This is a genomic window from Streptomyces sp. NPDC058637, assembly GCF_042717325.1.
Classification (GTDB): domain Bacteria; phylum Actinomycetota; class Actinomycetes; order Streptomycetales; family Streptomycetaceae; genus Streptomyces.
The window spans coordinates 111050-124034 of sequence record NZ_JBHXRD010000018.1 but is presented as its reverse complement, the minus strand read 5'-3'; the positions used below and the strand labels follow the sequence as shown (position 1 = coordinate 124034).

The 12985-nt window shown below is 68.4% G+C and carries 11 protein-coding genes and 3 pseudogenes; 5 read left to right on the top strand and 9 right to left on the bottom strand.

Annotated elements, in window-relative coordinates; genetic code table 11:
* Positions 1 to 81: 81 nt before the first annotated feature.
* The 3 genes from ACFWVP_RS19980 to ACFWVP_RS19970 all read right to left on the bottom strand — a co-directional run bounded on the left by ACFWVP_RS19980 (position 82) and on the right by ACFWVP_RS19970 (position 4519).
* The gene (locus tag ACFWVP_RS19980) at positions 82 to 1791 is read right to left on the bottom strand and encodes a RecQ family ATP-dependent DNA helicase (RefSeq protein WP_384498319.1); all 1710 of its coding nucleotides are present in this window, start codon (positions 1789 to 1791) and stop codon (positions 82 to 84) included.
* 686 nt (positions 1792 to 2477) lie between these two features.
* Complete coding sequence (locus tag ACFWVP_RS19975) at positions 2478 to 3443, bottom strand: hypothetical protein (protein WP_384498317.1); 966 nt, start codon at positions 3441 to 3443, stop codon at positions 2478 to 2480.
* 332 nt (positions 3444 to 3775) lie between these two features.
* Positions 3776 to 4519, bottom strand: coding sequence for a DUF3592 domain-containing protein (locus ACFWVP_RS19970; RefSeq protein WP_384498315.1), 744 nt, complete (start codon positions 4517 to 4519; stop codon positions 3776 to 3778).
* A 125-nt stretch (positions 4520 to 4644) separates the two neighbouring features.
* Here ACFWVP_RS19970 and ACFWVP_RS19965 point away from each other — a divergent pair.
* Positions 4645 to 5231 (top strand): annotated as a pseudogene (locus ACFWVP_RS19965) (transposase family protein); the annotation flags it as partial.
* 494 nt (positions 5232 to 5725) lie between these two features.
* A pseudogene (locus tag ACFWVP_RS19960) lies at positions 5726 to 6145 on the top strand (hypothetical protein); the annotation flags it as partial.
* Positions 6146 to 6163: 18 nt separating this feature from the next.
* On the opposite strand, the pseudogene ACFWVP_RS19955 reads toward ACFWVP_RS19960, so the two are convergent.
* Positions 6164 to 6352: pseudogene (locus tag ACFWVP_RS19955) on the bottom strand (transposase family protein); the annotation flags it as partial.
* Between the two features lie 26 nt (positions 6353 to 6378).
* Between ACFWVP_RS19955 and ACFWVP_RS19950 the strand changes: the two are divergent.
* Complete coding sequence (locus ACFWVP_RS19950) at positions 6379 to 6597, top strand: hypothetical protein (protein ID WP_384498313.1); 219 nt, start codon at positions 6379 to 6381, stop codon at positions 6595 to 6597.
* 577 nt (positions 6598 to 7174) lie between these two features.
* Here the strand turns inward: ACFWVP_RS19950 and ACFWVP_RS19945 are convergent.
* The 4 genes from ACFWVP_RS19945 to ACFWVP_RS19930 form a co-directional block, all read right to left on the bottom strand.
* Entirely contained in the window at positions 7175 to 7582 is a 408-nt protein-coding gene (locus tag ACFWVP_RS19945) for a hypothetical protein (RefSeq protein ID WP_384498312.1), read from the bottom strand.
* A gap of 43 nt (positions 7583 to 7625) precedes the next feature.
* Positions 7626 to 7781, bottom strand: a complete 156-nt coding sequence (locus tag ACFWVP_RS19940) for a hypothetical protein (protein WP_384498310.1) — start codon at positions 7779 to 7781, stop codon at positions 7626 to 7628.
* 270 nt (positions 7782 to 8051) lie between these two features.
* On the bottom strand, positions 8052 to 8867 hold the full coding sequence (locus ACFWVP_RS19935; RefSeq protein WP_384498308.1) for an ABC transporter permease: 816 nt from the start codon (positions 8865 to 8867) through the stop codon (positions 8052 to 8054).
* The gene (locus ACFWVP_RS19930) at positions 8864 to 9826 is read right to left on the bottom strand and encodes an ATP-binding cassette domain-containing protein (protein WP_384498307.1); all 963 of its coding nucleotides are present in this window, start codon (positions 9824 to 9826) and stop codon (positions 8864 to 8866) included. Before ACFWVP_RS19930 ends, ACFWVP_RS19935 begins: the two co-directional genes overlap by 4 nt.
* Before the next feature lie 218 nt (positions 9827 to 10044).
* Here ACFWVP_RS19930 and ACFWVP_RS19925 point away from each other — a divergent pair, with 218 nt between their 5' ends.
* On the top strand, positions 10045 to 10782 hold the full coding sequence (locus ACFWVP_RS19925) for a helix-turn-helix domain-containing protein (RefSeq protein WP_384498305.1): 738 nt from the start codon (positions 10045 to 10047) through the stop codon (positions 10780 to 10782).
* Positions 10783 to 11206: 424 nt separating this feature from the next.
* Here ACFWVP_RS19925 and ACFWVP_RS19920 read toward each other — a convergent pair whose 3' ends face one another.
* The gene (locus ACFWVP_RS19920) at positions 11207 to 11839 is read right to left on the bottom strand and encodes a helix-turn-helix domain-containing protein (RefSeq protein ID WP_384498303.1); all 633 of its coding nucleotides are present in this window, start codon (positions 11837 to 11839) and stop codon (positions 11207 to 11209) included.
* Between the two features lie 52 nt (positions 11840 to 11891).
* Between ACFWVP_RS19920 and ACFWVP_RS19915 the strand changes: the two genes are divergently transcribed.
* Entirely contained in the window at positions 11892 to 12656 is a 765-nt protein-coding gene (locus ACFWVP_RS19915; protein WP_384498301.1) for an SDR family oxidoreductase, read from the top strand.
* Positions 12657 to 12985 lie beyond the last annotated feature (329 nt).

The following is a 12985-nucleotide window of genomic DNA, read 5'->3' as shown; positions in this document are numbered from 1 at the left end:
CCAGCCGGAGCGGGCCCGCGATCCCGGGCTGCGGGGCAAGTGCCTGCGGCCCGGCCCGTGGTCAGCGCCGGCGGCGGCCCTTCAGCGCAACGTCAGCAAGCCGTTCTGTTCGACCACGTCCAGGGAGAGCGTGCGGTAGCCGGCCGTCTCGAACAGCACGGTCAGCCGACGGCCGTCCTGGCTCATCACCGAGCCGTCCCCCCATTGGCCGTGCCGGACCCGGGCGCCGAGCCGGAAGGGGTGCGGGGCGTCGTCGGCGCGGCTCACCTCCTGCGGGACCACCGGTCCGCCGATGCCGGCCAGCACCCCCGCGGCCGCCTTCGGGCCGTCCGGGGAGAGTGCGGCGGCCTCGCAGCGGTCGCAGGAGCCGCAGGATCCCCCGGCTTCCGATTCCTGCCCGAAGTAGCCGAGCAGGAACCGCCGCAGGCAGCCCGTGTTCTCCGCGTAACCCCGCATCATGTCGACCCGCGATCGCTCCAGCTGCTGGTGTGCGTCACCGAGTTCGACGGCCTTGCGGGCGGCCTCTGCCGGATCGGCGGCGCCGGTGGTCTCCAGGGCTCCCGATTCGGTGGTGCGTACCGCTTCGACCTGTTCCAGTAGATTGACGACGGCCGTCAGTCGACTGGCCGTCAGGCCCGTCTCGCTGCGCAGGTCGCTCGGCCGGACCGGGCCAGCGTGTTCCTCCAGTGTGCCGGCTACCTGGGCGACGGTGTCCGGATCGGGGCGTCCGGCGGCGAAGAACCGCTGCATGCCGAGGTCCTGCGACCGGTAGGCGAGGATCGCCCGGGCCGGCTTTTCGTCTCGTCCGGCGCGGCCTATCTCCTGATAGTAGGCGTCCAGGGAGCCGGGCACCGAGGCGTGCAGCACGAACCGGACGTCCGGCTTGTCGATGCCCATCCCGAAGGCGGAGGTGGCTACCACCACGTCCAGCTCCCCCGCGAGAAAACGGTCGTGCACCGCGCCGCGTTCCTTGACGGGCAGGCCAGCGTGGTACGCCGCCACGCCCAGCCCCAGGTCGCCCAGCTCGCGGGCGTACTCCTCGCACTCCTTGCGGGTCGCTGCGTAGACCAGCCCGGGCTTGGGTTCGGCGGCGGCACGTTCGACCACCGCCCGGCGCTTGTCGGCGGCGCTCCGGAAGGGGATGACCTCCAGGTGGATGTTGGGCCGGTCGAAGCCGGTGACCACCTCCCGCACGTCGCGCATGCCGAGCCGCTGGACAATGTCCGCCCGCACCGGGGCGGCGGCGCTCGCCGTGAGGGCGAGCACTGGCGGGCGGCCGATCCGGTCGATCACCTGGCCCAGCCGCAGGTACTCGGGCCGGAAGTCGTGCCCCCAGGTCGACACGCACTGTGCCTCGTCCACGACGAACAGCGCGGGCCGTGCCGCCGCGAGCTGCTCGACCACTTCGTCCTTGGCCAGCTGCTCCGGGGCGAGGAAGACGAAGTCGACGTCTCCCTCGCTGATCCGGTCCCACACCGCGTCGTTCTCGCCGCGGCTCTGGGTGGAGTTCACGGCCGCGGCGTCCGCACCGGCCCGTCTCAACAGGCCGCTCACCTGGTCCCGTTGCAGGGCGATCAGAGGGGAGACGACGACGGTGGGGCCGGACAGAAGCACCCCGGGCACCTGGTAGACGGCGGACTTCCCTGCGCCGGTCGGCATCACCACGAGAGTGTCGCGCTGTTCCATGACCGACTTCATCGCCCGCAACTGCTCCGGGCGCAGCCGCTCCCATCCGAACACCTTGCGCGCACTGCGCTGCAGTCGCCGGGACAACGCGCTGAAGGTGAACATGGTGCTCCTCGAGGGCTGCGGGATCGTGCCGGGCGGCAAAAGCGCCGTCCGAGTGACCTCCGACTACCCCGCGTCCGCCACCTCACGGCACCGAATGCGGCCGATCCCGTCGGCCGGCAAACGAAGTCAGGCGAAGAGGAGCCACCCCTTGCGGGCCCTCGGGGGTGGTGTCCTCGGCTCGCGCGGCGACCGCCCGGCTCCAAGCAGGAACCAGCCGTCGACCTCCACCGCCCGGCGCTCCCTGGCTGCCACCCACCGGCCAACACCACGTCGAGCAAGGCCCGGACGGCGCCGGGCTCGTGCAGGTTCAGCCCTGCACCCCGGATGAAGCCCACGTCCCCGGACCCGAACGGGGCCCCGCCCGGGACGTATCGACAAGGACCGGCGGCAAACACAACGCGCAGAGGGCCGCCGGTGCCGACCGGTTGCGGTGACAGAGACAGGGTTTGGCGGCAGTCCACAGACCGGCCGTCGGCGTCCTTTCGGTGGCTGTGGCGCATTGTCCACATGTACACGCGTCCGTTGGCGACCAGCCGACGGGGCTTCTTCGAGTGGCGGGGCACGCAGCCAAGGGTACGCAGCCTGGGCTACGAGACACCCCGTGCAGAGAAGCTGGCAGCCGTCGGGATTCGGCCGCTTGTTCGCTCACCGGTCGCTGAACCCCGTGGCCTACTGCTGCTCCGGGGTCAGCGCTTGACGCGATTGCGGACCGCCAGCACAGCAAGGCCGAAAAGAATGGGCTCTGCAACGCGGGAGCCCATCTCGATGTACGTACCAGAGGTAGTCAGGTCCTGCCCAGAGGAACGGAAAACCACCGAGTTGAGCGTGACGTTCAGCGCCTTCTCGAACCGCTCTCCCGTGCGCCAGTCCCCAGTGGGGTTCTGAGGATCGGCTTTGTCGATCTCAAAGGTGACCTTCCCTCCCCCGGCGGGCACCGTCCCGGTGGCCTCCTGCTTTGGTTTCTCGTTCGGTAGCCCCCACAGCATGATTGTCGCGACCGTGACGCCCAAGGCCGCGCCCGGCCAGACGAGTGCGCGGGTGACGCGCAGGCCGTACCCCGAGATGGCCCGGTACGTGCGCAGTAGCCACCGTTCAGCCCGCGGGCGGCGCCTGTCGTAGCGGCGCATCTCGCACTCGCCGTAGTAGAAGTCGGCCGCGTCCGGCTCGTTCTTCCCGTCCTCGAGCGACTTGCACAGCTGCCGGTACAGCACCGCCACCGCAGCCGGCTCCAGTTTCGGTGCCTCCTCGCTAGGCACCGTCCAGCCGCGGCTGCGTCTAGGACGGCGCGCACCTCGCACGCGCCAGTGAGACTCCTCCGCCAGGATCTGCCGCCGACTCCATCGCCAGGGGTAGCGCCAACTCCATCCTGCGGGGGTGGTTGCGAAGGTGCACCAGCCGTCTACCTTCAGCTGGTCAAGGTGTACCGCGCCTGCGAACAGGCACTCGGTCAGGTCGATGTCGGCGAGGACCAGGTGCGCAGCGTCCACACCACGCAGCGAGGTCAGCCGCACCGTGCTGGAGGCCCCGGCAAGCACCTGCTCCTGCAGCAGGGCGCCGCCGGGAAGTGGGAAGGGATCAGGCTCTGTGGCAATGGTCAGGGGGTACTCGAAGACCGCGTAGGAGAAGTCCACCGTGGCGTAGCGCAGCCGCACCTCGGCAGTCGACGACCAGCGGGTGCGCTGGCACTCCACTCGACGCGCAGCAAGTGTGAGGGTGACCGGCCCACCAAACACTGCCCAGGACAGCATTACCCGCCCAGCCGGTCGTGACGCCTACCTGGCCTCCCTGTCCCCTGGCGCCGACGTTGACCACGGCGGAACCACGTTCAGGCCGCCAGGACCTCAGCCGCCCCATGCGTCGTTCGACGGGTGCCCGGGCCGTGCGTCTGCTTTGCGGCACGACGAGGGAGTGACCGGCGATTCGGCGGCGGCTGTTGCCTGACGTCGTGCCGGTCGCGGGGCCGGCTCGTCAGGGGCGGTGGGCGTCAGCCCGCGATCAAGATCCCTCCCGCCACGGCCGCAGCGACCCCCACGAGAAGGGCCCCGACAGCGAACGCGATCTCGCCGACGTGGGGGCGGTGTTCGGCGGCGAGGTCTGTGGTGAAGACGACCGGGTCGTCGGGGCGGTAGTGGATCGTGAGGTCCCGGCCGCGCGAGCGGGCGGGATCGCTCAGCCCTACGGTGCGGTAGGCGGTGACGGCGGTGCCGTCGTGGGTGGTGAAGGCGACGACCGGGGTGTGGCTGGTGGCGGTTTCGCCGTCCTCGTCGACGGTGACGTCCTTCAGTACGGCGATGACGCGGCCCGGGACCGGGCCGCCGGAGGCGAGGCCCTCGATGCGTAGGCGTGAGTCGCGTATGGCCCCGGGCAGGTAGGTCGCGCCCAGCAGCGTCCAGGGCACGCCGAAGCCGATGAGGGCCCACGGCCAGCCCCAGTCGATCGAGGCGACGACGACCAGCCCGACGTAGATGAGGAAGACCGCGAAGTTGGGCCAGCCGAGGCCGCTCCGTCCGGCGTCCGGGTCGGTGGTGAAGCGGTAGGCGTGCGGGCGGCCGGGAGGGTAGCGGATGCCGATCTCCCGGCCCCTCCAGGCCGTGCTGATTCGGTCGCCGCACTCGCCGTCATTGGTGACGGTGAACTCCTGAGACCCTACCGACCGGCCCCCCTCGGCCGCTGGGCCCGCCGACCCCGGCACCTCGTCCACCACGATCGTCTCGGCCGCGGCCGGCACCGTCGCCCTCGGCCCCGGACAGTCCCTGTCTGACGAGGGCCGGCTAGACGGTCCTGCACGACGACGGTGATAGCCTGGCGCTTTCTGCCGTTGCCCTTGGTGAGCGAATCGACCGCCAAACGCCCGGCACCGCTCACGCCTACGCCGGTGCGGTCATCGACCTTTTGGCCGACCGGGCGCCGGGCCTGCTGAAGGTCCTGCGCGAGACCGATCCGGAGTACGTAATGCTCGACGGGACGCTCGCCGAGTGCGACCGAGTAGGCGACGGCCAGGCCGACTACTCCCACAAGCACCGCCGCCACGGCGTGAACGTGCAGGTCGTGACCGACCCAGTCAGCAAGGTCAGGTGGATCTCTCCCGCCTTGCCCGGCAGGTGCCACGACCTGACCGCGGCCTGCACCCACAGGATCATCCGGATCTGCGAACGCCAGGGAGTCCCCATCCTGGCCGACGTGCCTACACAGGGGCCGGCCCCTGGCTCACCACCGGCCGCAGACGCCCACCCGAAGGGCAGCTGTCCCTAATACAGCAAACGGTTAACCGGGCACTGGCCACGGCCCGGGCACCCGTCGAACGCGGCATGGCACGACTCAAGTCCTGGCGAATCTTCCGAAGATCGCGATGCAGCCCGAACCGCATGACGTCAATCGCCAAAGCCGTCCTCCCAAAGCCGTCCTCCTCCTGGAGAGGCAACGGTGAACACGCTCCCTGACTCCGGCCGATGGCGGTGACAGCGAAGCCTTGTGCGTTGCGGTCCTCACCTCAACCTCACCGGGATCACCCGATCAGTGGCCACGCTGAAGTCCCCGGCGGCCGGGTAGCGCTGTGCGAGGCCGGTGACGTGGGAGGCGAGGACGGTCGCCTGGTGGGTGCGTACGTGATCGGGATGTCCGATCAGCTGACTTAAGCGTCATGGGTGATCAGGGCCTGCGGGGCGTACTGCCCTGATGGAGGCGATGATCGTTTCGATCAACTCGTCGATCGGGGTGTCGCGCGGCTGCGGCCGACCCGGGGCCGACTCGGGGACGCGCTCATCGGCGTGGCCGAGTAGTCGCGGTTTCCCGGTGCCCGGAACGGTCATCGTAATCGGCCACCTGCCTGCGATGCCTGGGAGGTGACGACATCCGTCCCCAGCAACGCCGTGGGGGAGAGAGAAAGGCGCCTGGACGCCTACCGGGCCGCGGCCCGGGCCGCCACAATCTCGGTATGACGATCACGCCGGCCCCTCCGAGCGCACTGCCGACGCGCCGCACCCCCCTCGACCTCGCCTGCGGGATCCTCACGGGCGCGGTGATCGGGAGCTCGCTCGCCGCACTCGTCGTCGGCACTGTCCTCGAACGCGTTCCCCTGCTGGTCGGCGGCTTGGCCGTCCCCATCGCCTACGGACTGCTGGTCCTCGCCGCTGGGGCGCCCCAGCGCGCACGCGAGGCGGCCATCGTCCCCCGTACCACGCTCGCCAAGATCGAGAGCCTGCGCGCCACCAGCGGGGAGACCAGCGACGTGCCCGTCCGCTTCGACCTCACCGTCGCCCCGGACGGCGGACCGGCGTACCGCGTCGAGTCCACCCAGTCCGTCAATCTCGTCGACCTGCCCGACTACAAACCAGGCGGCATCGTCGTCGTCCAGTAGACCTCTTCGGCCCGGAACCGATATGCCGAAGGCCGCTGCGATCTGGGCCAGGGTGTCGTGCTTGCGCAGGTGCACCAGAGCGACCAGCGCGCGCCTGTGCGGCGGGAGTTTGCAGCGGCGGTCAGGCTCGCGGGTGACGATGAGCATGGTGACCCACTCGACCACCGCATGAGGCAGGTCGAGCGCGGCAGGATAGGGAACCAACGAGGCACCTGCGCTGAAGAGTTGAGATGTCGAACATCTCCCTCAACGGCGCGGGTGCCTCGTGCGTTGCGCCCCTCGTCGCAGGGGTCACTCGATCGGTGGCCACTCTGAAAACGCTCAATCAGCTGGTCCCGACTGTGCAGGCAGCCGCCGTCACCGATCAGATCGCCCACGCCGACTCCGAGAGCCGGTCGGTGCTCACAGACCTGCTGAGCATCCTGCGCGGGCGCAGTCGGAGCGCCTGACGGCACGGGACCCCGGCTCTGCAAGGTCTTCACTCCGCCCCCCAGCCAGCAGAGCGTAGGCCAACCGTGGGGCAGCGGAAGGCCCGGCCCGGGGCTGTTCTCAGTGGTTTGCCGGGCAGGCGCTGGTCCCTCCGAGGCCCGGCTGCTTGCTTGGCTCACCGTCGTCACGGCCCTGGTATCGGTCGCCGTCGCCTTCATCCTGGCGATGACCGGCCACTCCGATGTCGCCAAGGCGGTCGCCGTCGTCGGCGGCACGGTCGGTGTGGCCGGCGGCATTCGAGTGATCGTCCAAATCGCGACGTAGTCAGGCTTCCGGCCCACCGGGCGCGGCAATCTCCTCGCAGACGGGGTGCCGTGACCTTCGTTCCAGACCTCGCGGCCGTGTCAGCTGTTCGCCGGCACGGCCGCTTTGCTGCACCGCTGCCCGGAACCGCCGCGCCGTACACCGACAGCCGCACGTCCCCGAGCATTAACACATCAGGGCGTCAAACGCCAGGCTCGGGCCGGATCGTGTCCGACCCGGGCTGCCAAGCCCCGGGCCTACGGTTCGGGGAACCTGTCGAGGAGTCCGAAGTGGCTACGGGTTCTTCTCGATCTCGTAGCCGTACGGCTTGTCGACGTTCGTGCTGAAGAAGAGCACCTGGGGCGGACCGTCCTCGGCGACCATGAGGGTGGCGACCTCCTCATCGGTGGGGAACGAGCCGCCGGCGTCGATCATCAGTTGCAGGCTGTCCTCGTCGACGTCCTGCTGCTGCCAGGTTCCCGCACCCGAGACTCTGGTCGCACCGTTCCGCGGCTCGCTCCAGGTGAAGTCGACGGATTTGGCGGGAATCCCCTTCATACTGAACCAGCCATCCGCGTGGAACTCGACCCGGCCGCCGCCGCTCCCGGTCCAGACGCCCGGCAGCCCGTCGGTGTCCACGGCCGTGGTGCCGGCAGTGGAACACCCGCTCAGGGTCACCGCCAGCCCCAGGGCCCGGGACATGGCGGCGCATCGCCCTCTTCCCACCGACATGCTCCCCGTCCCCCTACTTGTAGATGGTCTCTTGCCAGCGGATCTCGACCCGGTAGCCGGCGAAGAATCCTCCCGTGTGTTTGGGACCATTGTTGGCGGCCTCCTGCCACTTGGCGTGCATCGGTATGAACGACTCGTTGTTGATGTCCGTCGTGGCGGTGTACTTCACCGTGAGGGTGCTGCCCTTGCTCTCGGTGATCGTGTAACTGAGGTCGTAGGACCCGAGTACTCTCTGGGCCTTCTTGTCGTCCTTCCCTATGAGCAGTCCGCCGACGTCGGAAACGTAGACACCGACCGGAGTCCGAGGTAGCCGTCGCCCAGGAGGGGAAGCCTTGGCGGATGAGGCGTCCGAAGCGGCTGCGGGTGACGTTGAAGGCCGCCTCGTCGGTGGGCATGCCGAGGAGATCGTGCAGTGCACGGGCTGACGCGACGAAGGCACTCACTTGGTGGGCTCGCGATTGTAGAGCTTCTTGGCCCATAGGTAGGCGCCCAGAGTGATCAGGAAGCACCAACCGGTGGCCAGGATTGCGCTGTTGTCGATCGGGGTGCCCATCAGCAGCCCGCGCAGGGTCTCGATGAAAGGGGTGAAAGGCTGGTAATCGGCGAACCATTTCAGCCCGGCCGGCATCGATTCGGTGGGGACGAACCCGCTGCCCATCATGGGCAGGATCATCAGCGGCGTCAGCATGCTGCTCGCGGTGGCGACGCTCTTGGCGACCATGGCCAGTGCGACCGACAGCCAGGTGAGCGCGAGGATGATCATCACGAGAACTCCGATCGCGCCGAGCCATTCGCCGAAGTCCGCGGTCGGCTCGAATCCCACCATCAGCGCGACGCCGATGACGGCAGCGATGCTCAACAGGGTCTGGGCCAGGCTGCCGAGCACATGACCGGTGAGCACAGAGACCCTGGCGATGGCCATCGTGCGGAACCGGGCGACGATGCCCTCGGTCATGTCGATGGCTACGGAGATCGCCGTGCCCTGGGCCGCGGTCGCCACAGTCATCAGAACGATGCCGGGGACGACGTAGTTCACGTAGGCGTCCCGGCCGCCCGACGGCCCGCCAAGGCCAGTACCGAGGATGCCACCGAGAACGTAGACGAACAGCAGCAGGAAGACCACCGGAACGCCGACGGCCGTCAGCATGAGCGTCGGATAACGCAGCATGTGCCGCAACTGGCGGCGAAACATGGTCGCCGAGTCGACAAAGGCGTGGGACAGAGTAGTGGAAACGCTGCCTGAAACGGCACTCATCGGACGGGCTCCTGTTCCATGACCGGGTTGCCCGTCAGGGCGAAGAAGACGTCATCGAGATCGGGGGTGTGGACCTGCAGTTCGTCCACGGAGAGCGAGGCACGGTCGAGCCAGTCCAGCAATGCGCGCAACGACCGGACATCGCCCTGGCTGGCGATCTGCAGGGTGCATGCCTCATCGTTGCGGGAGACCACGTCCAGCGTCCGGGCCGCGTGGTCGTAGCCGCGTGGGTCGGTGAATCGCAGGGTGATGTGGCCGCCGCCGACCTGCCGCTTGAGCTCCTCCGGCGAGCCTTCCGCCACCAGCTTTCCCCGGTGCAGCACCGCGATCCGGTCGGCGAGCCGGTCGGCCTCCTCCAGGTACTGGGTGGTGAGGAAGATGGTGACACCCTCGTCCGACACCAGCGTGCGGATGACCTCCCACATGGTCCGCCTGCTGCGCGGGTCCAGCCCGGTGGTCGGCTCGTCGAGGAAGATCACGCGGGGCCGGCCGACCAGCGTCATCGCGAGGTCCAGGCGGCGGCGCATCCCGCCGGAGTACGTCGCAGCAGGCTTGCGGGCTGCGTCCATCAGATCGAACCGCGCCAGCAGGTCGGCGGCACGCTGCTGCCGTTGCCTGCGGGGCAGGCGGTTCAGGTCGGCCATCAGCAGCAGGTTCTCCTCGCCGGTGAGGAAGTTGTCCACCGCCGAGAACTGGCCGGTGACGCCGATCGCGGCACGGACCGCGTCCGCATCTCGGAGCACGTCGTGGCCGGCGACCCGCATGTCGCCGGCGTCGGCGCGGATGAGCGTGGACAGGATCTGCACCACGGTGGTCTTGCCTGCGCCATTCGGGCCGAGCAACGCGAAGACAGACCCCGCAGGGATGTCGAGATCGATGCCGTCGAGCACCACATGGTCGCCGTACGCCTTGCGCACCGCAGTCGCCGCGACCGCGGGTCGACCTGGATCTGTAGTCATCGGCATCACTCCCGTTGGTGAGATCCGGCGCCGCACGGACACCTTCACAATTTGACGAAAATTACGTTGCATATACGAGATCGTCAATCGGATCCATGCGATGCAAACAACAAACATGCAGGTAGGCGGGTTCAAATCATTGCATGACCCATGGCGGCTAATGCAACAGCGTTGCGTTGCATTAAGCTGGCCTCGACGCCGATAGCGGAGGACACGCAATGCCTGGTGACAGACTCACCCTCCAGGACCGGCAGCAGATCGCCGCGGGGCTGCGCGAGGAGTTGACCTACGCCGCCATCGGCCGCCGCATCGGGCGGCCGACCTCCACCGTCACCCGCGAGGTGATGCGCAACGGCGGGCCGCGGCGCTACCACGCCGAGGCGGCCGACCGGGGCGGCACACGACACGCGCGTCAGCGCAAGACCACTCCGCCGACACCTTCCCCAGGAAGGGCCCACTTCGGTGGGCGCGATCCACGCCTCGTGGACGAGGTGGACGCGCAGAGCGTGGAACTGATGATGCGGGCAGGCCTTCCACCGATGATGGCCAGGGTGCTCGCCGCGCTTTTCACCACCGACAGTGGCAGCTTCACCTCCGCGGAACTCGTGCAGCGCCTGGAAGTCAGCCCCGCCTCCATCTCCAAGGCCGTCGGCTACCTGGAAAGCCAGGCACTCATCAAACGCGAGCGCGACCCTCGCAGCCGCGCCGAACGCTACGCCATCGACGACGACGTAGCGTTTCAGTCCATCATGGCAAGCGCGCATGCCCAGACCCAGATTGCCGAAGCCTGCAAGACCGCAGCCCGGAAACTCGGCACCACCACCCCCGCCGGCGCCCGGCTGGAGAGCATGAGCCAGTTCCTCCTCCACGTCATCGACGACCTGGTCTGCTCGGCCCAGCACTGGCACGAGATCTACCCCACCCAGCCGCGGAAGACGTCCGAAGCCGGCGACTGAACAGATCACGTTGGCCTCAGAAGACGGTGCGTCCGTCCTCGGTTCGTGATCGCTCGATCGTGGTGACGATCGTCGTGCGGGCCATCTGTTGGGCATGCCGATGTTCGGATACGGGGCATGGAGCGAGAGCCGTACCCGAGCGACTTGGCGGACGAGCAGTGGGCTGGCTTTGTTCACGAGTGTCGGCTCTGGCTCAACTTCTGTGAAGCCGCCCCGACCGAGTTCGTACCCGCCCTTCGGCAAGCCTCCGGTCTGCCGGTTCGTCACGAATATACCGACCCCGGACACCGAGGATCGGCTCGATTTCACAGAAGTTGTGCCAGAGCCCGAGTGTCCGACAGCGATTGTTCAGCGCTTCGGGAGGCACCGACACCGTGCTGTGTTCGATGGTCAAGAGGGATGACAGCGCCCGGTCCGTGGCGCCTCAGTCCTCCCGGTGGATGGCGACGGCGTCATCACCGAAGGACGCGGCGAGCGCCCGTGTGACCAGGTCGGGCAGCTTGGTGTGTCCGTCGTCTTCGGTCCAACGCGTCAGCGCCGTGTGCATCGCGGCCATGCAGGCGCTGGTCGCCGCCTGGGCGCGGAACGCGGCGTCGGGATCGGTCGCGTCATCCCCGAGGGCGTCGACGATGGCCTGTTGCAGCGCGTACTGGCTGTCCAGGTGCCGGGCCCGCAGCGCAGGCGTCGAGACCATGAGCCGGAGGCAGTCCAGCAGGAACCGCTCGTTCGCCCCCGGTTCGTCCCCGTTGCCGCCGGTCAAGGCCGTGGCCGCGTCGATGAGCGCGCCGCCGACGCGGCGCACCAGGGGGTGTGTCGCGGACGACGCGGCGACCTGCTCGGCGATGAGCTGGGCCGGCTGGTCAATGAGGACGAGGTCCTCCTTGGTGGGAAAGTGCCGGTACACGGTCATTGCCGAGACGCCGGCGGCCTCGGCGACGTCGGCCACCGTCACCGCGTCGTAGCCGTGGTCGGTGAACAGCCGCACCGCGTGCGCTTGGACCAGGCGCCGCGTCTCGGATCGCCGTCGTTCCCGCAGGGTTGGTTGCCGCTCACTCATGTGCTAGACACTACCATCATGTTAGTGACTAACACGTGGATGGAGTGAAGACATGGGTGATCTGACGGGCAGAACGGCTCTGGTGACGGGCGCGTCGCGCGGCATCGGGCAGGCAATTGCCATTCGACTCGGGGTCGAAGGGGCCACGGTCATCGTGCACTTCGGCACGGATGAGAGCGGGGCGGCTGCGACGGTCGACGCGACAGAACGCGCCGGTGGGACCGCCCTCTCCGTCCGAGCCGAACTGGGCGTGGACGGCGATGTCGAGACGCTGTTCGCCGGTGTGGAGGCCGGCTTGGCCGGTCGGCCGCTCGACATCCTCGTCAACAATGCGGCGGCCGCACCGGCCGGTCCGCTCGGCGTGACGACCCGGGCGGAGTTCGACCACTTGTTCGCGGTGAACGTGCGAGCGCCGTACTTCATCATCGAGCGGGCGCTGTCTCTGTTGAGCGAGGGCGCCCGGATCGTCTCGGTCTCGTCGGTGGCGACCCGGATGGCCAACTCAACCCAGACATCCTTCGCCATGACGAAGGGCGCGATCGAGACGATGACCAAGACCATCGCCGTCCAACTCGGCCCCCGAAGGATCACGGTGAACGCGGTCGCTCCTGGGGCCACCAGGACGGCGACCAACGGAGTTGCCTTCGACGCGCCGGGCCTCAAAGAACAGATATCCGGTATGACGGCACTCAACCGGCTGGGCGGGCCCGACGACGTAGCCGATGTGGTCGCCTTCCTCGCCTCCGATGCCGCCCGCTGGGTCACTGGTCAGATCATCGACGCGAGCGGTGGCCTGTTCCTCGGCCCACGCATCTGACCAGCGAAGGCTTGGCGAGGGCAGCGCATCGCGCAACTCCACACACCGTTCCGGCTCCGCGGCATCCGGCCACGGAACGCACGCAGGAACTCGTTCGGCGGGCCGACTCGGCCAGAACCTGCGCTGCCCGAAATCGTGGACCGTTCGATTTCTGCGGCGCTTCGAGCGCCGCCCGATCCCGTGTACAGGTGCTGTCGGTTCTCGGGTTCCGTCTCAAGTTCTGTGGTCTGTGACTTTGGGTCACCGATTAGATCTCGAAGAGAGCTTCCTCTTGTGGCGGGATCGGAGGGTCAAGGAGGTCGCGGAGGTGGGTGATCTCCTGACGCCAA

Bases quoted from the DNA above. Each gene is read 5' to 3' on its own strand.
- ACFWVP_RS19980 (WP_384498319.1), bottom strand. From the start codon at position 1,791: ATGTTCACCTTCAGCGCGTTGTCCCGGCGACTGCAGCGCAGTGCGCGC.
- ACFWVP_RS19950 (WP_384498313.1), top strand. From the start codon at position 6,379: ATGTCGAACATCTCCCTCAACGGCGCGGGTGCCTCGTGCGTTGCGCCC.
- ACFWVP_RS19945 (WP_384498312.1), bottom strand. From the start codon at position 7,582: ATGTCCCGGGCCCTGGGGCTGGCGGTGACCCTGAGCGGGTGTTCCACT.
- ACFWVP_RS19935 (WP_384498308.1), bottom strand. From the start codon at position 8,867: ATGAGTGCCGTTTCAGGCAGCGTTTCCACTACTCTGTCCCACGCCTTT.
- ACFWVP_RS19930 (WP_384498307.1), bottom strand. From the start codon at position 9,826: ATGACTACAGATCCAGGTCGACCCGCGGTCGCGGCGACTGCGGTGCGC.
- ACFWVP_RS19925 (WP_384498305.1), top strand. From the start codon at position 10,045: ATGCCTGGTGACAGACTCACCCTCCAGGACCGGCAGCAGATCGCCGCG.
- ACFWVP_RS19920 (WP_384498303.1), bottom strand. From the start codon at position 11,839: ATGAGTGAGCGGCAACCAACCCTGCGGGAACGACGGCGATCCGAGACG.
- ACFWVP_RS19915 (WP_384498301.1), top strand. From the start codon at position 11,892: ATGGGTGATCTGACGGGCAGAACGGCTCTGGTGACGGGCGCGTCGCGC.